Annotated in this window: 16 protein-coding genes; 11 read left to right on the plus strand and 5 right to left on the minus strand. The window is 65.8% G+C overall.

The window, feature by feature from the left end:
• The 3 genes from rpoD to AB4Z00_RS24450 form a co-directional block, all read left to right on the plus strand.
• The coding region (gene rpoD, locus AB4Z00_RS24440; RefSeq protein ID WP_442047584.1) for an RNA polymerase sigma factor RpoD at positions 1 to 773 on the plus strand (773 nt) is incomplete at its 5' end.
• Between the two features lie 333 nt (positions 774 to 1,106).
• On the plus strand, positions 1,107 to 3,257 hold the full coding sequence (locus AB4Z00_RS24445) for a TonB-dependent siderophore receptor (protein WP_442047585.1): 2,151 nt from the start codon (positions 1,107 to 1,109) through the stop codon (positions 3,255 to 3,257).
• A 2-nt stretch (positions 3,258 to 3,259) separates the two neighbouring features.
• The gene (locus tag AB4Z00_RS24450; RefSeq protein ID WP_442047586.1) at positions 3,260 to 4,009 is read left to right on the plus strand and encodes a hypothetical protein; all 750 of its coding nucleotides are present in this window, start codon (positions 3,260 to 3,262) and stop codon (positions 4,007 to 4,009) included.
• Between the two features lie 150 nt (positions 4,010 to 4,159).
• On the opposite strand, the gene AB4Z00_RS24455 is transcribed toward AB4Z00_RS24450, so the two are convergent.
• The 3 genes from AB4Z00_RS24455 to AB4Z00_RS24465 form a co-directional block, all read right to left on the minus strand.
• Positions 4,160 to 4,786 carry a carbonic anhydrase gene (locus tag AB4Z00_RS24455; RefSeq protein ID WP_132267147.1) on the minus strand — a complete coding sequence of 209 codons (627 nt, stop codon included), beginning with the start codon at positions 4,784 to 4,786 and terminating at the stop codon, positions 4,160 to 4,162.
• 436 nt (positions 4,787 to 5,222) lie between these two features.
• The gene (locus tag AB4Z00_RS24460) at positions 5,223 to 8,132 is read right to left on the minus strand and encodes a PAS domain-containing protein (RefSeq protein WP_442047587.1); all 2,910 of its coding nucleotides are present in this window, start codon (positions 8,130 to 8,132) and stop codon (positions 5,223 to 5,225) included.
• A gap of 135 nt (positions 8,133 to 8,267) precedes the next feature.
• Positions 8,268 to 8,453: a DUF1289 domain-containing protein gene (locus AB4Z00_RS24465; RefSeq protein ID WP_442047588.1), complete on the minus strand. Its 186-nt coding sequence runs from the start codon at positions 8,451 to 8,453 to the stop codon at positions 8,268 to 8,270.
• Between the two features lie 425 nt (positions 8,454 to 8,878).
• Here AB4Z00_RS24465 and AB4Z00_RS24470 point away from each other — a divergent pair, with 425 nt between their 5' ends.
• The 3 genes from AB4Z00_RS24470 (at position 8,879) to AB4Z00_RS24480 (ending at position 12,359) form a co-directional block, all read left to right on the plus strand.
• On the plus strand, positions 8,879 to 11,455 hold the full coding sequence (locus AB4Z00_RS24470) for a TonB-dependent receptor (RefSeq protein WP_442047589.1): 2,577 nt from the start codon (positions 8,879 to 8,881) through the stop codon (positions 11,453 to 11,455).
• A gap of 218 nt (positions 11,456 to 11,673) precedes the next feature.
• Complete coding sequence (locus tag AB4Z00_RS24475; RefSeq protein WP_132267153.1) at positions 11,674 to 11,988, plus strand: hypothetical protein; 315 nt, start codon at positions 11,674 to 11,676, stop codon at positions 11,986 to 11,988.
• Positions 11,989 to 12,068: 80 nt separating this feature from the next.
• Positions 12,069 to 12,359, plus strand: a complete 291-nt coding sequence (locus AB4Z00_RS24480; RefSeq protein WP_442047590.1) for a hypothetical protein — start codon at positions 12,069 to 12,071, stop codon at positions 12,357 to 12,359.
• A gap of 75 nt (positions 12,360 to 12,434) precedes the next feature.
• Here the strand turns inward: AB4Z00_RS24480 and AB4Z00_RS24485 are convergent, their stop codons facing one another.
• Positions 12,435 to 13,346 (minus strand): S1/P1 nuclease, encoded by a 912-nt coding sequence (locus tag AB4Z00_RS24485; RefSeq protein WP_442047591.1) that lies wholly within the window; start codon positions 13,344 to 13,346, stop codon positions 12,435 to 12,437.
• Between the two features lie 185 nt (positions 13,347 to 13,531).
• On the opposite strand from AB4Z00_RS24485, the gene AB4Z00_RS24490 reads away from it, so the two are divergent.
• The 5 genes from AB4Z00_RS24490 to AB4Z00_RS24510 all read left to right on the plus strand — a co-directional run bounded on the left by AB4Z00_RS24490 (position 13,532) and on the right by AB4Z00_RS24510 (position 21,448).
• Positions 13,532 to 14,137 carry an RNA polymerase sigma factor gene (locus AB4Z00_RS24490; RefSeq protein ID WP_442047592.1) on the plus strand — a complete coding sequence of 202 codons (606 nt, stop codon included), beginning with the start codon at positions 13,532 to 13,534 and terminating at the stop codon, positions 14,135 to 14,137.
• The gene (locus AB4Z00_RS24495; RefSeq protein ID WP_442047593.1) at positions 14,106 to 15,107 is read left to right on the plus strand and encodes a FecR family protein; all 1,002 of its coding nucleotides are present in this window, start codon (positions 14,106 to 14,108) and stop codon (positions 15,105 to 15,107) included. Before AB4Z00_RS24490 ends, AB4Z00_RS24495 begins: the two co-directional genes overlap by 32 nt.
• Positions 15,108 to 15,192: 85 nt before the next feature.
• Positions 15,193 to 18,108, plus strand: a complete 2,916-nt coding sequence (locus AB4Z00_RS24500; RefSeq protein ID WP_442047594.1) for a TonB-dependent receptor — start codon at positions 15,193 to 15,195, stop codon at positions 18,106 to 18,108.
• 11 nt (positions 18,109 to 18,119) lie between these two features.
• Positions 18,120 to 19,349 (plus strand): SGNH/GDSL hydrolase family protein, encoded by a 1,230-nt coding sequence (locus AB4Z00_RS24505; protein WP_442047595.1) that lies wholly within the window; start codon positions 18,120 to 18,122, stop codon positions 19,347 to 19,349.
• A 2-nt stretch (positions 19,350 to 19,351) separates the two neighbouring features.
• Positions 19,352 to 21,448 carry a glycoside hydrolase domain-containing protein gene (locus AB4Z00_RS24510; protein ID WP_442047615.1) on the plus strand — a complete coding sequence of 699 codons (2,097 nt, stop codon included), beginning with the start codon at positions 19,352 to 19,354 and terminating at the stop codon, positions 21,446 to 21,448.
• A gap of 36 nt (positions 21,449 to 21,484) precedes the next feature.
• On the opposite strand, the gene AB4Z00_RS24515 is transcribed toward AB4Z00_RS24510, so the two are convergent.
• Positions 21,485 to 22,816, minus strand: coding sequence for a hypothetical protein (locus AB4Z00_RS24515; protein WP_442047596.1), 1,332 nt, complete (start codon positions 22,814 to 22,816; stop codon positions 21,485 to 21,487).
• Positions 22,817 to 23,081 lie beyond the last annotated feature (265 nt).

Consider the following 23,081-nt stretch of genomic DNA (forward strand, 5'->3'; position numbering starts at 1 on the left):
TTCCGCCGCATCGTCTCGTCAACATGGTCCAGAAGGGCGAGCGCGAGGCGCGCATCGCCAAGAAGGAAATGGTCGAGGCGAACCTGCGCCTGGTGATCTCGATCGCCAAGAAGTACACGAACCGCGGCCTTCAGTTCCTGGATCTCATCCAGGAGGGCAACATCGGCCTGATGAAGGCGGTCGACAAGTTCGAGTACCGCCGCGGCTACAAGTTCTCGACTTATGCCACCTGGTGGATCCGTCAGGCGATCACGCGTTCGATCGCGGATCAGGCCCGCACGATCCGTATTCCGGTCCACATGATCGAGACGATCAACAAGCTCGTCCGCACCAGCCGCCAGTTCCTCCACGAGCAGGGCCGCGAGCCCACGCCCGAGGAAATGGCCGAGCGCCTGTCCATGCCGCTCGAAAAGGTGAAGCGCGTCCTCAAGATCGCCAAGGAGCCGATCTCCCTTGAAACGCCGATCGGCGACGAGGAAGACAGCAGCCTCGGCGATTTCATCCAGGATGCCAATGCGGTCATCCCGGTCGATGCGGCGATCCAGGCGAACCTCAAGGAAATGATCACCCGCACCTTGTCGTCCCTCACCCCGCGCGAGGAACGCGTGCTGCGCATGCGCTTCGGCATCGGCATGCACACCGATCACACCCTTGAGGAAGTCGGCCAGCAGTTCTCGGTTACCCGCGAACGTATCCGCCAGATCGAGGCCAAGGCGCTGCGCAAGCTCAAGCACCCGAGCCGCTCGCGCATCATGCGGGCGTTCCTGGACTAAACACCGAATCCGAGCATGGATCGGCGGAGGTGSATTGCCATTGGCAATCACCAACGCCGATTCTGCCCGCGCCCATGCCGTCCCCGTGCAGGGAATAGCGGCATTTCTTTGACAACCGAGCTTCTCGATACGCTCCGCGTCGACACCACTTGCCCCCAACCGCATCTCCCCGTCACCGGAGCCGTTCGATCGCTCATCGCTTTCGGACGCACTTGCTCGTGGGAACCCCGTTCCGACCGCTCACCTCCAAACATATGCAAACGGTTGTCTTGCAACTGACTCGCATATTCAATAGCGGGGGCCAAAACCAGGGTCGAACAGGGAATCCTTCGAATGTCGAATCTCGTCCGGGGCCGCCGCGCTCCGCTGCTTGCGCTCGTATGGTCACTCGGGATCGCCGCCGCATCTCCGCAAATGGCGCAAGCGGAAGAGGCCGAGGCCGCCGCCGATGCCGGATCCGACCAGATCCGCTCTTCCGAAATCACCGTGCTCGGCCAGCGCAGCGAAGACTACAAGGTCGAGCAGCTGACCACGGCCACCCGCACCGGCACCGACATCATGGATGTGCCGCAGTCGATCCAGTTCGTGCCGCGCGACGTGATCGACGACCAGCAGATCCTCGATCTCACCAGCGCCTTGCGCAACGTCAGCGGCATCCAGGCCGGGACCAATGCCGGCAACCGCTCCGAAAGCTTCACGATCCGCGGCTTCCGCTCATCGTACTACGCCGTCGATTCGATCATGCTGAGCCCGGCGATCGAAACCAATGACAGCTACCGCGACATGGCCAATATCGAGCGCATCGAAGTGCTTAAAGGCCCCGCTTCCGTGCTCTACGGTCGCGGCGATCCGGGCGGCCTCATCAACATCGTCACCAAGCAGCCGCGCTTCGAGCGCGCGATGAACTTCTCGGTCCAGGCCGGCAGCAACGATTTCGCACGCGGCCAGATCGACGTGACCGGCCCGGTCGATGCCGCCAAGACCCTGGCTGTGCGCTTCATCGGCGCGGCCCAGACCGGAGACACGTTCCGCGACATACTGGTGCCCTATCGCCGCCAGTTCCTTTCCGGATCGGTGCTGTGGGAGCCGGACGACCGCACCCGCGTGATCGCCAGCCTCACTTATGCGCACCAGCACAACCAGACGGACCGCGGCATCATCGCCACGACCGATGCCGATGGCGACCTGGTGGTCGACCTTCCGCGCACCCGTTTCCTTGGCGAGCGCTGGGCAACCACCGAATCCGAGCGCTACGAATTCAATTACCGCATCGAGCACGAGCTGACCGACTGGCTGACGATCCGCCAGATCGGCCACTACGACGAAGGCAAGCTCGACCTGTTCGGCATCAACTACGGCAACACCGTGGCCGTCAACGCCGCGACCGGCGCGCGCACCGTCACCCGCACCGCCGTCGAGCAGCATGAGAACAATCACAACTACGATGCGCAGGCCGACATGGTCGCCCGCTTCAAGTCCGGCGGCATCGGCCATACCGTCGTGTTCGGCGGCGAATATGTGAAGTCCTACCGCTTCCGCACGTTCGCCCGTGCCACGCTGGCCCGGATCGACATCGACAACCCGGTCTACGGCGCCGAGCCCGGAACTTTCGTTCCCGCCGCCGACCGCAAGGTCCAGGCCAAATCCTGGTCCGGCTACCTGCAGGACCAGATCGACATCGGCGAGCGGATCAATCTGCTGGCCGGTGTGCGCTACGACCATGCACGGCAGTCCGACCACGGCACGACCCAGTACGAATCCGATGACAAGGCCTGGTCGCCCCGCGTGGGACTGGTCTTCAAGCCGGTGCCCAATATTTCGCTCTTTGCCGACTTCACCCGTTCGTTCCAGTCGAAGCCCGAACCGACCATCGACGGCAAGCCCATCGATCCCGAAAAGGGCAAGCAGTACGAGACCGGCGTCAAGGCGGAGCTGTTCGGCGGCCGTCTGGGCGGCACCCTGGCCGTGTACCAGCTCACCCGTGAAAACGTGACGCAGCAGGACCCCAACAACGTCGGCTACAATATCAACGCCGGCGTGCAGCGGTCGCGCGGCGTGGAACTCGATCTCTCGGGCTCGATCAGCCCCAGCGTGAAAGTGATCGCCAACGGCGCCTATACCGACGCGACCGTCCGGGAATCGACCGACTACGCGCGCGGCAACCAGTTGATCGGCGTGCCCAAGTGGAGCGGCAGCTTCTGGCTGACCTGGGAACCGATCGACGGGGCGCTTCGCAATTTCGGGCTTGGCGGGGGCGTCTTCGCGGCCAGCAACCGCCAGGGCGACCTGGAGAACAGCTTCAGCATCGGCGGCTATACGCGCCTGGACAGCAGTGTCTGGTACAAGCTGGCAGACAAGGTCCGCCTTTCGCTCAACGTCAAGAACATCACCAACGACTACTACATGGAATCCTCGGTTTCGCGCTCGCAAGTCGTGCCGGGCGAAGGTCGCAGCTTCCTTGTCGGCCTGAGCGGGAGCTTCTGAGGATGGGCAAGGCGTTCGCCGCCATCGTCGTCCTGCTGCTGGCAAGCGCCGCGGCGCCCCTTCCCGCGCCCGCGGGGGATGCGGGCCGCATCCTGTTCCTGATGCGCGCCGATCCGCCGGGAGGTTCGGCCGATCCGCAAGTCAAGGCGCGGCTCGAACAACTGGGCTACAGCGTGACCGTCAGCGAGGGGCTCGCGGGCCAAGGTGGTGCCGGCATGCCGGATCCTTGCGGGTTCGATCTGGTGGTGATGTCCTCCACGGTCCGCTCCAACCAGTTCACCGCCGAACGCTCGGTCATCACGCGCCTTCGCGACATGGGCATCCCGCTGGTGACCTGGGAGAATGACCTGCTCGACGACTTGTGGATGACCGGCCTACGCCGCGACAGTGACTTCGGCGAGCTGGAAACGGGGCACTATTTCTGGCTGGTCCGCGCGCCTCATCCGCTGGCGGCGGGAATCCCCGCAGGGCTCGGGACCTGGACCGAAGCCCGAACGCCGGCAGGCTGGGGCAAGCCGGGGCTGGGCGCCGACGTCATCATGACCTGGCCGGGCGAGCCGGAGAAATCGACCCTTTTCGGCTACGAGGCCGGGGCGACGATGGATCACGACCACCTCGCCCCTGCCCGCCGGGTGTTCATTGGCATGGAAAACAACAGCTTCACCCGCATGACCGATACCGGGCGCAAGCTGTTCGACAGCGCCATTGCCTGGGCCAGGGCCGGCCGCAAGTCCTGCGCCGCGAAACGGTGACGGCCGCTTGGAGGTAGACCTTGCCGAGGGCCGGAAGCTGCCGGAAGGCCGCCGATCGGCCTCAACCGGCAACCTGCCGTACCTTGCTGTTATGCCGGCGAGAGCCCGACTTTCGCGGTCGGGCTCTCGTCTGCCGGGGTGGACGGCGGCTTAGAGCCAGCGCACCCGGCCGGTGGCGAGTTCGTACACCGCGCCCACGACCTTGAGTTCGCCCCGCTCCTGCGGCTCGATCAGCATCGGTTCGGAGAACGTCTGGAGCCGCTCGACCATGCGGCGGACATTTTCCTCGACGGCCACGTCCACCAGCTTTTCCTCACCGACATTGCGCTGGGCTGCCAGCACCGCCGGAATGATCGGCTCGATCATGCGGCCTATGCTGCCGGGGAAGCGCACGTCCTTGGTCACGACGTCCGCGGCAGCCGCGACGGCGCCGCATTTCTCGTGGCCGAGCACCACGATGAGCGGCACTTTCAGGACGCTGACCGAATACTCCACGGAACCCATTCCCGCCGCATCGACGTTGTTTCCGGCCGTTCGCACGATGAACAGCTCGCCAAGACCCGCTCCGAACAACTGCTCGGGGCCGACGCGCGAATCCGAGCACCCCACCAGGGTCGCGAAGGGCTGCTGCCCCTCCGCCAGCGCGAGACGGCGCTCGCGCGAGATGTCCGACTGCGACGGCTGGTCGGCAACGAATGCGCGGTTCCCGTCCACCAGGCGCTGCAGAGCCTCGTCCGGTGTCGGCTGCGCGGTAGCCAGGGTGTTGGATGTCGCCACTAATCAATCTCCTTCGAACATGCGGATGAGGCAGGAAATGGCCTTCGCAAGTCTCAGGCGCTTAGCTCGCCGGTTACGTATCGTTTCCGGGCACGCGGCATGGGTTGCGGCCCGCTCGCGCAGGCATCGGCAGGGGCTGCGGCGAAATGCGCAGGGGAAGCAGCGCCGCAAGGATCGCGCGCCCGATGGCCCTGACTATTCCGAGAGGCCGCGGAACATCGCGTCCTTACAAACGCTTGGCTCTCACTTCGGGCGATTGCGACCCACGCCCTCTGATGAAGGCGCGTCCGGATCGGCCTGGTGGATTGCTATGTGGCCGTCAGTCTGTGTCGGTCAGACGCACCAGGCTGAAACTGAGGCCCCGTAGCCGAATGCATCTCTACGGGGCCTCTATTCATGGTGCGACGGGCAGGTCCGTTCACCGCCCGCGCGCAGGTCATTCCGCGGTGATGTCGCGCACGCGGGATATCAGGGTGTCCACGGCGAAAGGCTTGGTCAGCACTTGCATGCCCGGCTCGAGATGACCGTTGCCGATCACCGAGTTCTCCGCATAGCCGGTGATGAACAGCACCCTCAGGTCCGGGCGGCTCTGCCGGCCGGCATCGGCCATCTGGCGGCCGTTCATGCCGCCGGGCAGACCGACATCGCTAATCAAGAGATCGATCCGAACGTCTGACTGCAGCACATGCAGGCCGGAAACGCTGTCCGCCGCTTCGATCACGGCATAGCCCAGGTCTTCGAGGACATCGGTGACAAGCATCCGCACGCTCGGCTCGTCGTCGACGACCAGCACCGTTTCGCCCACTTCGGCGCCGAGAGCGGCGGTGTGCGTGGCAAGTTCGAGGTCGCTGCCGACCTCGCCGTAATGGCGCGGCAGGTAGATGCAGACCGTCGTGCCTTCGCCCAGTTCGGAATAGATGCGGACCTGCCCGCCCGACTGCTTGGCAAAGCCATAGATCATCGACAGCCCCAGCCCGGTGCCCTGCCCGATGGGCTTGGTCGTGAAGAAGGGATCGAAGGCCTTGGCGATCACGTCGGCGGTCATGCCGGTTCCGGTATCCGTGACGCAGAGCGAGAGGTATTGCCCTTCGGGAACGTCATGCGTGCGCGCGCCCGTGCGGTCGAGCCATTTGTTCGCAGTCTCGATGGTGATGCGCCCGCCCTGCGGCATCGCGTCGCGCGCATTGATGCAGAGGTTGAGCAGCGCGTTCTCCAACTGGCCGGGATCGACCAGCGTGGGCCAGAGGCTGGCCGCGCCCACCGTCTCGACCTGGATCGCCGGCCCGACCGTGCGCTGGATCAGCTCCGCCATGCCGTTGACCAGCGCATTCACGTTGGTCGGCCGCGGATCGAGCGTCTGCCGCCGCGAGAACGCCAGCAGTCGGTGCGTCAGGGCGGCGGCGCGGCGCGATGCGCCCTGTGCCGCGACCAGATACTTGTCGACATCGGTCAGCCGCCCTTGCTTGAGCCGGGTGCCCACCATTTCCAGGGCGCCGGATATGCCGGCAAGCAAATTGTTGAAATCGTGCGCCAGGCCGCCCGTCAGCTGCCCCACGGCTTCCATCTTCTGGGCCTGGCGCAATTGCGCTTCGGCATGCATCAGTTCGGCGGTACGCTCGGCGACGCGCTGTTCCAGCGTCTCGTTGAGCGCACGCAGCGCGCTGGCCGCGCTGTCGCGTTCCGCCTCGATCATGCGCCGCTGCTCGATATCGAGAAGCACGCCCGGCGAACTCACCGCCGTCCCGTCCGGCCCCATCTCGACGCGGCCGTTCGCCTCGATCCAGTAATAGCGGCCATCGGCGCGCAGCACCCGGTACTGATGCGCATAGGCCCCGCCTTCCGCCATGGCCTTGTTCATGGCCTCGGAAAGCCGCGCCTGATCGTCGGGATGCACCGAACGCACGATCTGCGCGAGGTTCAGTCCCACGCGGTCCTGCCCCGGATCGAAGCCGAAAGTCTGGGCGAAACCTTCATCGACCGTGAAGCTGTCCGTCGGGATGTCCCAGAACCAGGTGCCGATGATCGCGCCTGCGGACAGGGCGAGATTCACCCGATCGATGTTCTCTCGGGCGATCGCCTCACTGGCCCGCAGGGCGTCTTCGGCCCGGCGCCGTGCCTCGATGTCGCGGAACATGACCGAGACCTGGCGCAGCGATGCCGGTTCGACCCGGGAGGCGGACACTTCGATGTGCCGCCCGGCGGCCAGGAAATAGCGCTCGAAACGGATCGGCTTGCCGGTGCGCAGCACTTCGCCGTAAAGTTCGGCCCAGCCTTCCGCATCTTCCGGCTCCAGATCCCGCAAGCTGCGCCCGACGATATTGGCAATGCCGGATTGGCGCTCGTAGCCCGAATTCGCCTCGATATGGACGTAGTCGCTCAGGGGACCGTGCGGGCCGTCGAAGAATTCGATGATGCAGAAACCGTCGTCGAGCGCCTCGAACAAGGCCCGGTAACGTTCCTCGCTCCGCGCCAGGGCGGCCACGATTTCCCGGTGCCCGCTGATGTCGCGCACGGCGCCCACGAAGCCGACCGGCGTGCCGGAGCCATCACGTTCGTATTCGGCAGTACGCGACAGCCAGCGTATTTCTCCCGTCGCCGCATCCTTCACGCGGTAGTCGACCGAGAGTTCGCCGGTCCCCGCAGAGCGGGCGTGCAGGCTCGATACCCGCGCCCGGTCTTCGGGAACGACGCATTGCTCGAAGTCCGAGGTCTGGTAGCTCGCCTTGACCGGAAGCCCATAGAGCCGGCAAAGCTCGGGCGTCGGATAGACCCTGTCCTGCGCGATCTCTACCGTGAACAGGCCCACTTTACCCGCTTCCTGCGCGTGCCGGAGGCGCTTCTTCTCCATCTCGGCCACGGCGGCCGCGCGGCGCAGGTCCAGCGCCGTCAGCGCCTGCCGGGCAAGGACCCGCAGGGCCTTTTCCTGCACGGCATCCAGTTCGCGCGGGACATAGTCCAGCACGCAGAGAGTGCCGACCGGGTAGCCGTCCTCCGTCTTGAGCAGCGCGCCCGCATAGAACCGCAGGCCCGGTTCGGCCGTGACCAGCGGATTGTCCGAAAACCGCGCGTCCTGCGTGGCATCGGTCACGAGGAGGAAGTCTTCTTCCAGCAGGGCCTTGATGCAGAACGAGGTCTCTATGGGCGTTTCGCGAAGGCCAAGGCCCACTTCCGCCTTGAAGAACTGGCGCCCTTCACCCACGAAATTGACGACGGCGATAGGCGTGCCGCAAATCGCAGCTGCCAGCTCCGCGATTTCGTCGAAGGCCTTTTCCCGCGGCGAATCCAGCACGTCGTAACGCGCCAGGGCCTCGAGACGGGCAGCTTCGAAATCACAAGGTTCGGTCATCAAAAAGGCTCTTCATCCGTTCCGCAAGCTGCCCGGCGCTGCACGGTTGCAAATCGCGGCGCGTGACGGGGAAGCGCTCCGGCGAAGAGGCCGTTCCCTGTCCTCTGCGAAAAACCGCCGCGCCGAAGCACGCCTTCACCCACCGTCGCGCGCCGCAAGGCGTTGCAACCGGCGCGGCAGTTCGCGCTCGATCGACTTGCGGCCATGGGGCTGCAGCTTGCGCCACTTGCGCACTTCTTCGAGGGTACGGGCGCATCCACGGCACCAACCCGACTTACCGTCGAACTGGCACACCGATATGCAGGGATCCTTGGCACTCACAGACGCATTTCCATGCGCCGCCTTTAGCGCCGCTTCCCTGTTCCTGCGAGGCATAATCCCGAAGTCGCGGCAGCACCCACCGCGCGCAAGGGCGGAGCGAGACGAAAGAGAGGCCAACTTAATTACGAGAGGAAAGTCGCGTACTACCTATTAAAGGGCCGCTCGTTCTGGAACAAATTTTCCTCCATTTTTGAACAGGTCAGGCCATTTACACACCGGCCCGGCGCATAGGCCCACTGGCTTAAGGCGGCTTTTCTGATCCGAATCCGCCATTCCCACCATTCGCCTTGCCTTCACCGGACATAGCCGCCCCCGGTACTGAAACCTTACTGTCACCAAAGGTAAGTCAAACCGCCACGTCGCTTGGCTAACCGACCTGTCGCTCGGTGAACGCACCGGCAGCAAGGTTTGGGGAAGACAATCAGATGACGGCAATTCCATCGGCCTCCAGGGCCGTGCGCTGCGCAATGCTCGCCGGTACCGCGCTCGCTCTGTGCTCCGCGGCGCAAGCGATGGCGCGTGACGAGGCCCCTTCGGCAGGCGCAGACGTCGACGCGGGCGAGAGCAACGGCGCGATCATCGTCACCGGCGCCAAGACCACCCGCTCCGCCACGGCGATCTCCGAAGTCGAAATCCAGAAGATCCTGCCCGGCGTCTCGCCTCTGAAGGCGATCCAGACCCTGCCCGGCGTCCTCTACATCACTGCCGATCCCTGGGGGAACAACGAGCAGAACGCGCAGATCTTCGTCCACGGATTTGCCGGCAACCAGCTCGGCTACACCATGGACGGCATCCCGCTGGGCGACCAGAGCTACGGCAACTACAACGGCCTTTCCCCGCAGCGCGCGGTCATTTCCGAGAACGTCGGCCGGGTGGTCGTGGCCACCGGCGCGGGCGACCTGGCAACGCCCTCGAACAGCAACCTCGGCGGTACGGTCGAGACCTTCTCCTCCGATCCCCAGGCCGAATTCGGCATTCGCGGCGCGCAGACCGTAGGCAGCTACGGCACCTCGCGCACCTATCTGCGGGTCGACAGCGGCGACATCGGCGGCGGGAATTCGGGCTATATCTCGGGCGTCCGCCAGAGGGCGCGGGCCTGGGACTTCGACGGCATCCAGAAGGGCTGGCAGGCCAATGCGAAGTTCGTGCACGACAGCGATGCCGGCAAGCTGACGCTCTACTTCGACTACAACGACATGACGCAGCCGAACGAGGACGCGACCGTGTTCTTCAAGCCTTCGGCAGGCGGCACGGCCACCCCGGTCCAGCTCTATACCCCTTATACCAAGCCCTTCTTCTATCCCGATTTCGACGGTTATCGGACAAGCTACCTGACCCCGCTCGGAAACTCTCCGGCGTCCGAGGGCAGCAATTACCGCAATTACTATTCGGACGCCCAGCGCACCGACTATCTCGGCTATGTGCGCTACGATGCCCGCCTTTCCGACAAGATCACCTGGTCGACCACGGGTTACTATCACCACAACGACGGCGCCGGCGTGGTGGCCGGCCCGCTCGGCCAGTCGATCACCACGGCGCAGGCCTATCTCGATCCGAACTATGCCAGCCTGCCCACCAATTGCCGCTTCGGCGCCAATGGCAACGGCATCCGCCCCACCGCCTGCACCGCGCTGACCACCGCCCAGGCGGCCGCGTCCGGCGCCGCACTGCTGGCCGCGACCGGCGGCTCCGGCATGATTACCCGCACGACCGAATACCGCATCGACCGCTTCGGCGTGATCTCCGCGGCGAGCGTCGAACTCGGCAGCCACAAGATCGAATTCGGCGGCTGGTTCGAGCACAACAGCACCACCCAGTGGCGCCGCTGGTACGCCGTGCCGGTTTCCGATCCCTCGCTGAGCACGCCCTATGTCCGTCCCCGCGATGTCATGGACCCGCTGTTCACCCAGTATCAGGGCGAGGCGCGGATCAAGCAGTTGCAGCTCCACCTCCAGGACACCTGGCAGGTGACCGACGCGCTGCTCGTCCAGGGCGGCGTCAAGACCAGCGCGCAGTGGGCCAGCGGCCGCTTCCCGGTGCAGCCGCGCCTCGGCTCGCTGGGCGGGACCACCGCCCTGCCCGAAGGCAAGATCAACACGAAGAACTGGTTCCTGCCGGCCTTCGGCGCGACTTATGACTTCAACGGACACGAGCAGGTCTACTTCAACGTCCAGAAGAACCTGCGCCAGTATCAGGCCTATCTCGCCGGCGGCGGCGGTCCCTGGTTCACCGGCAGTCAGGCCGCGTTCGACGCCTTCGCCGACGAGGGCAAGCCCGAGACCAGCTGGACGTATGAAGCGGGCCTGCGCACCAGCCGCAGCTTCTCCAACGGCTGGGCGCTTCAGGCGCAGATCAACTACTATCACGTCGATTTCAGCAATCGCCTGCTCGCCATCCCGACCAATCCGGGCGGGATCGCCGGCAGCGGCATCACCGGCGGCACCTCCACCCTGGTGAATGTCGGCGACGTGAAGACCGACGGCGTCGACGCGGCCGTCACGCTGCGGATCGGGAACGTGTTCTCGCTCTACAATGCGATCTCGTACAACCTGTCCAAGTACCAGAACGACTACACTTCCACCGCACAGGGCATCGGTGCGGCCACTGACACCTGCATCGGCGGCTACATCGTCACGGGCGGGATCGTGCCGACTTGCGGCAAGCAGCTGCCCGGCACGCCCAAGTGGATGAACAAGACGGTGGCGACGCTGAATGTCGGTCCGTTCGAGGTGCAGGCGATCGGGGACTTTGTCGGCCGCCGCTTCGCCACCTTCACCAACGACGCCAGCGTTTCCTCCTACTTCCTGACCTCGCTGCGCGTCGCCGGACGGGTTCCGGACGGTGTCCTGCCGCTCAAGAAAGTGGAACTCGCGCTCAACGTCACCAACCTGACGGACAAGGAGGGCGTGTCGACGCTCTCGATCGGATCGGCCACGAACAGCTATTCCGCCTATCCCATCGCACCGCGCCAGTGGTTCCTGACCTTGTCGGCGGCCTATTGAGCCCAGGCGCCTCGTCCGGGCGGAAGAGGCGATGATACGATGTCCGCGAGAGCCTGACCGGGCTTTCGCGGACATCGCGCGCCGCGCCCCCTCGGCCGCGCGCTTCCGCAGGCGAGCGGTCCGGGCCTTGCGGCGAATAGCGGCCTCGTCCGGAAATGTTGTTCGCCACCGCCGATCGGCAGGTGGTTTGCGGGCCGAGACCTGCTAGGCGTACCGGCATGACCAACAAGCTAGCCGGTATCGTCGAGGTCGATGGACTTCAATATGAATGGGAGCTGCGCAGCGAGCCGCAGTGGGACGACTTCGATGGCTGGAGAGGCATGACCGTTGCGTTGCAGCGCAAGAACACCCAGCGCGGCGCCTTGCTGGAGTTCCCCCCGCCGAAACGCCTGATGAAGGGCATGCAGCGCGGACGCCTCCAGATCGGCGACGCGATCGTCTCGCGGGGCATTCGCGCCGCGCTTGAGGCCGGCTGGGAGCCCACGTCTCGCGGTAAGCCCATGGTGTTCACCGTCGATGCGGACGGCAACTGAAAGGGCTGCCATGCCCGCCCCCGAGAGTGCGGTGACATCCGCACGAGCAGGCGCCATTTGCCTCGCGCGCAAGATCGCCTATGGCAAGACCAGCGAACCAACAGGCAGGTAAAATGGCAGAATCTTCGATCGACGAGCAACGTGAACACTTTGCTTATTGCGTCCAGCTGTTCGGCGGCACCACCGCTTTCTCCCGCCGCCTCGGCATAGACGAGCGCGCGATCCGGCGGTTTGTGAACGGGGAGCGCCCGCTTGGCGCGGGTCTTCTGGAAGACACCGCAAAGGCCCTGCGCCAGCTCATCGCCGAAGCGACCGCGGCCGAGCAGGAAATCGCGGCAAGCCTGGGTTCAGGGCCGAGCTCCGCTTCCTGAGGCGACGGGCCGCTCCAGGCGGAAGCATAGACCTCCGGCCCCATCGGGAGGCCGAAGGTCTTTCGCGCCTGCCGGTCAGGTCCCCATCAAGTTCACCAGATATTCGGCCAGCCGCAGCCCTGCCTGCTTGAGCCGATAGGAGACGAGGTAATAGTTCTTCGTCTCGTAGTCGGCAGGCATCGTCCTGGCCGCTGCCGGGCACGCGATCCCCGTGCGGCCGCCGCATGCCGGGACCTTGTAGGCGTCGTTGGCACTGGGCGTCACGGGATCGAGGAAGATGTACTTCTTCGCCAGGTTCCGACTTTCCACGGCCCAGTCGCGCGGGGTCAGGCCGGTGGGCGGCGCCAGCGTGGCATCGTCCCACAATTGCCGGCCCAGTTGCACCGCGGTCAGGCCATGCCGCTTGATGATCGCGTAGTCCCAAACCGCATGAACATCGCTGGCCAGAGCCGCGCCATTGGCATCCACGTTGAGTATTCCTCCGGGGATCAGCACTTTGCTTTGCGCGCCGCCGGGCTCCGATCCATGGAGCGGCTGATGCAGGTCTCCCACCAGATGCAGGATGAACTTGAGCGCCTCCAGCCGCTGCTGCCGGGGGTTGTTCGCATCCTTGAGAAYGGCGGCGTAATGGGCGATGGTCTTGTCGGCGCAGCTGACCTCGGGCTGGTCGGCGATGCAGGCCGGGTCCGAGGCCGAGGGCACCGCGCCTAGCACGGGAATGCGCACGGTATGGATAAGCTCGGGGTGCGCGGTACGGACATCGTCCGCCCAGCCCGCGACCGCCTCATCGTAGAATTCGGCGCCGTCCAGAATCTCGGCCAGCTTGTTCCAGACCTCGCGGTTGTCGGTCTTGAGCTTGGCTTCCGCGACGAAGCCGATCGCGGCGTGGCCGGTCCTTGTCCAGGCGTCGGCAGGGCTCGTGGTCGCCACAAGCGAAACAGACGCCATGCCCAGCGCCGCTTGCAGCCATATTCTGAATTTCGCCATTGGTCCTCCGGTGTCCCGACCGAACGGTGTCAGCATCGGCCTTTCGCTGCAGGGATCGGGGCTGCGAGCGCCTGGGCCGCCTGCTAGATGCGGCGCGCGCGCCTATCCGCCATGCCGGAGAGAACTTTCGTCCTTGGGCGCCGCTGTATCCAAATTGTCATGCAGCCCGGATAGTCGCGGCGTCGATGTCCTTTTCCCGTGAACGCGCCGTCTGGCTGGGACGCAATGTCTTCCCGCATGAAGCTGCCCTGCGGCAGTGGCTGTCCGCGCGCACGGCGTCCGCGGGGCTGGAAGTGGACGATGTCGTCCAGGAAACCTACGCGATCCTCGCCTCGATCGAGCGGGTGGACCACATTCGCAATGCGCGGACCTATATGTTCGAAGTGGCCAAGTCCGTCGTGCTGCAATCGCTGCGCCGCGCCAGGATCGTGACCATCGACGTGCAAGCCAACGCACAGTTCCTGGATATCCCGGAGGACGCCCCGACGCCTGAAAGGGTCGCTGCGGACCGCCAGGAACTGTCGCAAGTCTCCGCGGCCATTGCCGCCCTGCCCGACCGCTGCCGCGAAGTCTTCACGATGCGCAAGATCCAGGGCCTGAGCCAGCGCCAGGTGGCCGAAGCGCTCGGCATCGCCGAAAGCACGGTCGAGAAACACATGGTGAAGGCGCTCGCGATCCTGACAAATGCAATCGGGCGTGGCGGAAATGTCCGCAATGCGTCATCTAGCGTGCGTGAACAGCGAGACGACAGCGAGACCAGTGACAGATCCCGACCGCGTGAACGCGCTTGACGAGCGCGCGGCGCAGTGGGCGCTGCGCGTCGATGCCGCCACGCTGAATCCGCAGGACCAGGCCGAACTCGACGCCTGGCTGGCCGCCGACCCGCGCCACGCCGGCGCCTTCGCACGGGCAATGGCGGCAAACGCCTATTTCGACCGCGCCGTGGCACTCGGCGTCGACCGCGACATTCCCGAGGTGGCCACCGGCCTTCCCGAGGTCTCGGCCGAAGCCCCGCGCGTTTCCGAGCGGCGCGTGATGAGCCGCAGGCTATGGCTGGGCGGCGCGGCCGGTGCCATGGCGRCATCGCTGCTGGTGGCCCTGGGCCTGGACCGGCTGGCCGGAAGCACCAGCCTGACGGCAGACAAGGGCACCGTGCGCCGCACTGCGCTCGAGGATGGATCCGCCGTGACGCTCAATGCCGGAACCGAAGTCTCGGTGGCGATGAAGCCGCTGGAACGCCGGATCAGCATGCTGGCCGGGGAAGCGAATTTCGACGTGGCCAAGGACGCTTCCCGCCCCTTCATCGTCGAAGCGGGGCCGGTGCGGATCCGGGTGGTCGGGACGAGCTTCCTGGTCCACCTTTCGGAGCTTGGCGAAGTGGCGGTCATCGTGCGCGAAGGCCGCGTGGAAGTGCAGACGAAGGGCGCGGCACCGGCCTTGCTGGCGGCAGGCGACCGCATGACCGTGCCTGCGCAAGGCGCAATCACGCGGGAGCAGCTTTCGGTGGGCGAAGTCGACCGCCTGGGCCTGTGGCAACGCGGCGAGATGGACCTTACCGGGCTGACGCTGGGCGATGCGGCGCGCCAATATGCCCGCTATTCGGACCGCCGGATCGTCATCGACGATCCCCAGGTGGCCGGCCTGAAAATGGCGGGCGTCTTTTCCACGAGCGATCCCAAGGGCTTCGCGCAGGCAGCCGCCCTCGCCCACGGCCTGCGGCTGACCGAGCGCGACGATGCCGTCGTGCTCTCGCGAAAATAAAATCGCCTGGGGATGGAGGATCGTCGGCGGCCTCGCATCTAGCCCTCGAAAGCGGCAGACGCGCCGCTGGTGGGGATCGTTACTCATGCATTCGAGACTTCTTTCCGGCTGCGGCATGGCTGTCGTCGCCTGTGCCATTGCCACGCCTGCGCTTGCCCAGCAGCGCCAGTTCGACATTCCCGCCCAGCCGCTGGCGAGCGCGATAGCCTCGCTGGGCAGGCAGGCGCAGATCCAGATCGTGGCGCCGGGCGAGGGCCTTGAAGCGCTGCGCAGCCGCGCCGTGAAAGGCCCCATGGATGCCCGCGCCGCGCTGCGCCTGCTGATCGCGGGCACCGGCCTGGAAGTGGCCGCCGACGACGGTGCGCGGATCGTCCTGCGCCGCGTAAAGCTGAGCGAGGCGCGCGCGCCGGTTCCCAGCGATGCCGCCGCCGCGGATGACATCGTGGTCACCGGCTTTCGCGCCAGCCTGAGCACCGCGCGCGACATCAAGCGCAAGTCCGACGCGATCGTCGATGCCATCGCCGCCGAAGATATCGGCCAGTTGCCCGACAACAGCGCCACCGAGGCGCTCGCCCGCCTGCCCGGCGTGCAGGTGTTCCGCAACCGCGGCGAAGGCCAGGCCATCACCATTCGCGGGATCTCCAGCGTGGTGACGACCATCAACGGCCAGGAGGCTTACACGGGCGTATCGCGGCGTACTTTGCTCAACAGCTATCCGGCCGGACTGATCCGCTCGATGGAAGTCTACAAGGCCTTGACGCCCGACCTGATCGAAGGCGGCATCGGCGGCGCGGTGGACGTCCAGCTGCGCCAGCCCCTGGACTTCAGGAAGGGCATCAGCGTCGCTGCCACCCTGCGCAGCAGCTACGACGATCAGGCCGACAAGCTGATGTACAACGGCGACGTGCTCGTCGCGGGGAACTGGGATACCGGGGCGGGCGAAATCGGCGTGCTCGTCAATGCCAGTTACACGCGGCGGGACTACTACGAATCGTATCGCGAAAGCCTGGGCCCGCAGACTACCCCCGCCGGCTACAGCCTGCCGACCGGCATCCTCGCCAAGAACCCCAAGGGCCACTACGAGCGCCCGGTCCTGACCGGCGAGATCCAGTGGCGCCCTGCCTACAACTTCGGCATGCACTTGCGCGCCACCAATGTCACGGACGACAACACTTACACCGATACCGATTTCCAGACGAACATCGCGGCGAACACCGCTCTCGGCAATGTCGAGCTGGTAGAGGGCACCCAGATCGTCAAGAGCGCCCGCTTCACCGCAACGGCCAACTCGGGTGCCCGCTCCAACCACACGCGCCAGTTGCTGGACACGACCCAGATCGAATTCGGCGCCGACTTCAAGTCGGGCATCGCCGCGCTGACCACCAGCGCGGTCTATACCACATCGCGGATCGAGACGGACCAGCAGCTGTTCCTGCTCGGGTTCAACCAGGCGCCGGTCATCGACGCGACCTTCCAGAGCGACGGCACATGGGGCGGGCTGTCCTATGCTTACCCGACTGCCGATCTGGGCGATATCGACCAGTTCCATGTCCGCGCCTATTCGGACACGCGCCAGCGGGAAAAGGGCAAGGGCCTGCAATGGCGCACGGACCTGGAACTCGATACCGGCACCGGCTTCTTTCGCGCTTTCAAGACGGGCTTTCGCTATGCCCGCCGCACCGCCGAATATCGTTCGGGCACCGGGCTGGTGGACCTGAACGCGCTCAAGCTGCCGATGTCCGCCTTTCCGGGCGGAGAGACGCCCGCCGTACTGTCGCGCCGCCCGGGCGGGGACGATGCGGCCATTCCCACGGGCTGGGTCGGCTATGACGCCACTTATCTCAACAGCGAAGCGAACGTGATCGCGCTCAACGATTACGTGAGCACGCTCAAGCCCGGCTACTTCACCGACGACGGCCGCCCGGCTTACGATCCGCTTGCCGCCTTCGACGGCAAGGAGCAGAGCTTCGCGGCCTATGGGCAGTTCAAGTACGGCTTCGAACTGGCGGGCATGCCGGTCGACGGCGTGGCGGGCCTGCGCGTGGTGAACACCTGGCTCTCCATCGACGGCACCCAGAGCATTCGCGAAAACACCCCGACCACCGGCGGCACCATTACCCGATACACGCCGATCCACGGCCGGCAGAACTACGTGGACGTGGACCCCGCGATCACGGCGATCGTGCATTTCACGCCCGAACTGCAGCTTCGAGGCGCCTGGACGCGCACATTCAGCCGGCCAGACTTCGCCAACCTCAATCCCACCGTGGCACTCGTGCAGGTCCAGAGCGCGTCGGGCGACTACACCGGCATCGCCACTTCGGGGAATCCGGATCTGAAACCGGTGCGCTCGACCAATTGGGACTTGTCGCTGGAATATTACTTCGGCCGCACGGGCTCGATCTCGCTTGCGGGATTCTACCGGGACGTGACGGGCTACATCGTCAAGACGACGGTGGAAGACGATGCGATCCCCGGCGCCTTGGGAACCGTCGACGTGACCAAGTACGTCAATGCGGGCGACGGATATATCAAGGGCGTGGAAGTGGGCGCGAGCACCTTCTTCGACTTCGCACCGGGCCTGTTGCGGCACTTCGGCGCCTCGGCGAACTACACATATATCGATTCCGCGCAGAACCTGCCGGCAACGGAGGTGACCGCCGCCTTCAAGGGGCAGACGGCCGGCATCTCGAAGCACAGCTACAATGCCAGCCTGTTCTACGATGACGGCCGGTTCCGCGCGAAAGTCGCCTGGTCCTGGCGCAGCGACTTCACGCTCAGCTACAATCTGACCGATCCCTCCAGGAACCTGAACTGGTACCCGATCTCGCGCCTGGCAGCTTCGGCAACCTACAACTTCAACCGCAACCTCTCGCTGACGGTGGACGGCACCAACCTGCTCAATCGCCCGCAGCGGGCCTACTGGGGCACCAAGGCCTTCACCGACCGCGTCTATTTCGAGGGCCGCGTCTATTCCGCCGCCTTGCGGTTCAAGTTCTGAAGGGGCCGAACATGAAGCGCCTGATGGCCGCCGCCTGGCTCGTCCCGGCTCTTGCCGCCCCTCTCGCCGCGCCTGCCGCGGCGGCCACAAGCCAGGAGCACGCCCGGCCCGCCGACGAAGGCTGGGCGGGGGCCTGGGGCTATGCCACCTCTCCTGCGACAGCCAGCGTCAAGACCGAGAACCAGGAAGGCACTTATCGCTATCGCATCCGCGCCAGCCAGACGGGGGACGCGGTGCGGCTGGTGCTGGGCAACCCGCAAGGCGCCCGAAGCCTGCACATCGCAGCGATCTCGATTGCCCGTGCAGCCGGAGCGGAAGGCTTCGCGCTCGCGGCCGCAAGCCGCAGGCCCCTGGCCTTTGCCGCAGGGCTCGGCGCGATCATAGCGGGCGGCCAGGTGACAGAGACGCTCTCCAGCGACTTCCCCGTGACGGCGGGGGAGGACCTGCTGGTGGAAATCGTGACATCCGGCCCCAGCACCGCGGTGGCCGGCAATGCGGCATTCCCGGCGGCGTTCGCTCCCGGCACCGTCGATGCGCAAGGCACCGCGCTGCAACCCGCCAAGCTGCGCCCGCTGGTCACCCAGCTGGCCGTCCATAACCCCGCCGCGGCCTGCACGATCGTCACTCTGGGCGATTCCATAACCGAAGGCGCGCGCGGCACCCGTCCGGACTGGCGGGGCTGGCCCGGCGTACTGTCCAGAAGGTTGATCGAAAGTCGCTCGGGGCCGCGGTGCGGCGTGGTCAACATGGGGATCAGCGGCAATCGCCTGCTGCGCGAAGGCCGCGGGACCGCCGCGGTGGACCGCTTCATGCGCGACGTCGCCTCGGTGCCCGGTGTCAGCCACCTGATCGTGCTGGAAGGCGTGAACGACATCTGGCGTGCCACTCTGCCCGGCGAACCGGCGCTCGGAGCGTCCGACCTCATCGCCGGGTACAGGAGGTTGATCGCGGCTGCCCATGCGAAAGGCATCCGCATCTACGGCGGCACGATCACGCCCGGCTTCGGCTGGAAGGCTTTCACCCGCGAGATGGAAGAGACCCGCCAGAGCGCCAATGCCTGGATCCGCGGCGCGGGCGAATTCGATGCCGTGATCGACTTCGACGCGGCCTTGCGCGACACATCCAGCCCGCCCATGGTCCAGCGGCGTTACGATTCCGGGGATCACCTCCATCCCGGCAACGGCGGCTATGAAGCCATGGGCCGCGCGATCCCGCTTTCCCTGTTCAGGAACACACCTTGACGATGATGAAGACCGGCAGGCTTGCCGTGCAGCTACGCTTCTGGATCTGCCCCCTCGGGATCGGGCTGCTCTGCCCGCCGGCCTGGGCCGATGAAGCGCCCGCTCCGGTGGACCTGGTCGATCCTTTCGTCGGGACGTCAGGCGATCACGGCCAGCTGACGCCCGCCGCGACCAGCCCGTTCGGCATGGTGCAGCTGTCTCCCGATACGGTGCCGGCGCAGCATGCCGGTTACGACTACCAGGCGGACCATCTCCTCGGCTTCTCCCATACCCGCGCCGTCGGGGTGGGGTGCGGCGGCGGCGGGGGCGATCTGCTCGTCTCGGTCGGCTACGCGGGGGACACGGCGCCCTGGGCCATGGACAAGGCGTCCGAACAGGCAGGACCGGGCTGGTACAGCGTGCGTTATGGCGGCGGCATTCGCGCCGATCTGGCCGCCGCAGGCGCGGTGGGAATCTCGCGCTTCACCATGCCGCGTTCCGGAACCATACGCGTCGTGCTCGATCCGAGGCACAGCTATACCAAGCGCCACAGCGCGCAATGGCAGAAGCGCAAGGCCGGCGACATGCGCGGCAGCATGTCCGCCGGAACCGTGTGCGACCAGGGCATCTATCACTTGTCCTTCGCCGGCGCGCTCAGCCGTAACGGCCAGACGGTAAAGGCCGCCCCGATTTCACTCGGTGACGAGCGGCAGGCCTACGATTTTGCCGTCAGGGCCGGCGATCGCGTCGAAATGCGCACCGGGCTCTCGGTCGTGGACTCGCGCTCCGCACGGCGCGTGCTCGAAAGAGGCGCAGCGCATCGGTCCCTCGAACACGTCAGGCGCGAGGCGCGGACGGAGTGGGCGCGCGAACTCGCCCGGGTGCAAGTGCCGGGCAGCGGCGAGCGCGCACGCCTGTTCTACACTCACCTTTTCCGCGTCCTTCAGACCCCCGCGAGGATCGACGACGCGGATGGCCGCTACCGGCAATCGGACGGCACCCTGCACCGCGCACCGCGCGGCCATCACCGCTATTCGGGCTGGGCGATCTGGGACAACTATCGCACGCAATTGCCGCTGATCGCGCTTCTCGATCCGGTCAGGTCCGAGGACATCGCCGCGTCGCTCGCGGAACTCTACCTGGCGGGCAAGGCGCAGTGGAGCACGCAGAACGAACCGTTCATCACCGTGCGTACCGAACACGCCGGTGTCGCCCTGCTCGATTTCCGCCGCAAGGGAATCGGCGGCTTCGACGCGGCGGAGATCCTTCCGCTAATGATAAAGGAACTCGACGCGCTTCCGAACGAGGCACCCGACCAGCAGATCGAGACGGCTTACGACGTCTGGGCCGCCGCCGAACTGGCAAGCGACATCGGCAACCGCCCGCTCGCGGCCAGCCTGCACGAACGGTCGCTGCGCTACCGGACCATGTGGCAGCGCGTGTTCAAGGAAGTCGCGCCCGATTTCGACGTGGTGAAAGCGCGAGGGCTCTATCAGGGCACCTTGTGGCAATATCGCTGGGCCCCCGTGTTCGATCTCGACTGGATGATCGACCAGGAACTGGGGCGCGCCCGTTTCGGCCGCGAACTCGGCCGCTTCTTCGACCAGGGGCTGTTCAACATGACCAACCAGCCCGACATCCAGGCGCCGTTCCTGTTCTCCGCCGCGGGCCAGCCCGCCCGGACCGCGTCGCTGGTCCGCGAGATCCTCGATAGCCCCATCGACCACTGGTACACCAATGCCGGCAAACGCCCCCGGCCCTGGCACGGACGCAGCTTCGCACTCCATCCCGTCGGCTATGCCGACGGCATGGACGACGATGCCGGCGGCATGGCAGCCTGGTATGTCTGGGCGTCCCTGGGGCTCTACCCCCTGACACCCGGCAAGCCGGAGTACGTCGTCACCACCCCCGCGTTTCCGGAGGCGACCGTGCATCCCCAAGGCGGCGCTCCCTTCAGGATCGAGCAAAGGCACAGCACCGGGGAGGGCCAGACCGCGACGTGGAACGGTGCTTCGCTGCCGGCGATGAAGATCGACCACCGTGCCCTCACCGAAGGCGGCCGCCTGCAGGTGGCCTCCGATCAGGCAGGCGGCGGCGCACTTCCGCCGGTGCACCGATAGGGCGATGGCTGAGACCGGAAAGACTGCCTCGCCCGATCAGAAATAATATCCCGCCATGATCAGCAGGGAAGTCTTCCAGCGGTCGTCCCCGCCTTGCGCGCCGCCGGACACGAACTGCCCGGCGCCGACATAGGGATCGTTGCGGCCGACCAGCATTTCCGTCCAGACGCGAATGCGTCCGCTCGCCTTGTCGGTCCAGAACGCGCCCAGATTGAAGCGCTGGGTATCGGCAAAGCCCTTCGCATCCTTGAAGACGCGGGCATAGCTGCCGTAGAGATTGATCTTGAACGGGAAGCGCCCCGTCTCGATCGGATGGCTCAGTTCGCCAAAGGCCATCGTGCTCCTGGCGGCGATATTGTACGAGGAATCGTAGTCGCCCACCGCGATCAGGTCGCTGCGGCCGGCATTGGCGGGATTGATGGCTTGCCGGGCCACCAGCAGTTTCTTGCGCAGCGCCGTGGTTTCGTCGGTCAGGCTGAGGGCATAGGCGCGCCGCGAGCCTTCCTTGCCCGTGTCGAAGTTGTGCACGTCCGAAAGCCACGCCGACCCTGTCAGCGTCAGCTTCCCGTGATCCGAGGCGGCAAGGGCATATTGCACCCTGCCTGCAACGATGTTGCGCTCTGCATTGTCCGAGGAATCGGGCAGATAGGAATCGCCGCGCACGATGTTGACGCTGTAGCGGGCACTGTCCCGGCTCTGGCCCATCACGGCCGGGCCCGTCGTGGGGAAGAGGCCGGCGGCAAACGAGAGCTTTTCGCCCGAATGGCCGTAGCTGATCCCGACATCGTAGACTTCCTCAAGCCCGTAGACGAAGCCCAGGCTGTTGTACCAGGAATTGCCCCAGTAGCGGTCGTCGAAGGGCACCGGTTGCAGGCCCAGGGTCACTTTGTCCGATGCGGAGAGCTTCGCGCCGATGTAGGCGTAGGCGGGAAAGTTCACTTCGCCGGGATAACCGTCATAGCCGTTCTTGCGGCTGTAGATGAAACTGCCGCCGTAGAAACGATATTCGGCGGCCCCGAAGAACGTGGACGAATCGTAGTCGAGCTTCAGGATCACCGTATCGAACGACAAGTGAGTCGACGTGCGCCGGGCGCCCGACCCGTCGACATCGTTGAACCGCACGTCCACCCGCCCGCGAATGCCCACGCCGAACTTGAGAACCCCGTCCTTCGCCGGGGGCTTTGCGTCCTCTTCAGGCAAGGCCACGGGGGCGGCGGGCGCGGGCGGATCGGCCGGCAAGGCCGCACTATCGCCATGCCCGGCCGAGGCTTCCGCGCCGGACGGTTCCGGCTGCCCGTCCGCGGGAAGAGCGGGCATGACAGCCGCCAGCGCCGCCGCCTGAACAAGCGCATGGCCCAGGATCAGCATAGCTGCGGTTCCCGGACCGGGATCATGCCTGCGAACGCTTTCGAGCCTCCAACGAAGATGACTGCGTACATCGTTCAGGTTCCTTGTCCCGAGCCGGTGAGCTTGCGCCGCTCCCGCGCCCCGGCAAGGGCGCGCGGGAACTTCTGGATGCCTGGTCGCCCGGCGGGTTGTCCTAGCGCAAGGCCTCCCGCAGCAGCACATCGGGAAAATCCTGAGGGCCGACGAAGCGCTGGAATCGGCGGATCGCCAGACTTCCTACCGACGT

It is taken from the genome of Novosphingobium sp. YAF33 (assembly GCF_052113265.1).
In the GTDB taxonomy this organism is placed as follows: domain Bacteria; phylum Pseudomonadota; class Alphaproteobacteria; order Sphingomonadales; family Sphingomonadaceae; genus Novosphingobium.

Bases quoted from the DNA above. Each gene is read 5' to 3' on its own strand.
- AB4Z00_RS24445 (WP_442047585.1), top strand. From the start codon at position 1,107: ATGTCGAATCTCGTCCGGGGCCGCCGCGCTCCGCTGCTTGCGCTCGTA.
- AB4Z00_RS24450 (WP_442047586.1), top strand. From the start codon at position 3,260: ATGGGCAAGGCGTTCGCCGCCATCGTCGTCCTGCTGCTGGCAAGCGCC.
- AB4Z00_RS24460 (WP_442047587.1), bottom strand. From the start codon at position 8,132: ATGACCGAACCTTGTGATTTCGAAGCTGCCCGTCTCGAGGCCCTGGCG.
- AB4Z00_RS24470 (WP_442047589.1), top strand. From the start codon at position 8,879: ATGACGGCAATTCCATCGGCCTCCAGGGCCGTGCGCTGCGCAATGCTC.
- AB4Z00_RS24475 (WP_132267153.1), top strand. From the start codon at position 11,674: ATGACCAACAAGCTAGCCGGTATCGTCGAGGTCGATGGACTTCAATAT.
- AB4Z00_RS24480 (WP_442047590.1), top strand. From the start codon at position 12,069: ATGGCAAGACCAGCGAACCAACAGGCAGGTAAAATGGCAGAATCTTCG.
- AB4Z00_RS24490 (WP_442047592.1), top strand. From the start codon at position 13,532: ATGTCCTTTTCCCGTGAACGCGCCGTCTGGCTGGGACGCAATGTCTTC.
- AB4Z00_RS24500 (WP_442047594.1), top strand. From the start codon at position 15,193: ATGCATTCGAGACTTCTTTCCGGCTGCGGCATGGCTGTCGTCGCCTGT.
- AB4Z00_RS24505 (WP_442047595.1), top strand. From the start codon at position 18,120: ATGAAGCGCCTGATGGCCGCCGCCTGGCTCGTCCCGGCTCTTGCCGCC.
- AB4Z00_RS24510 (WP_442047615.1), top strand. From the start codon at position 19,352: ATGATGAAGACCGGCAGGCTTGCCGTGCAGCTACGCTTCTGGATCTGC.
- AB4Z00_RS24515 (WP_442047596.1), bottom strand. From the start codon at position 22,816: ATGCTGATCCTGGGCCATGCGCTTGTTCAGGCGGCGGCGCTGGCGGCT.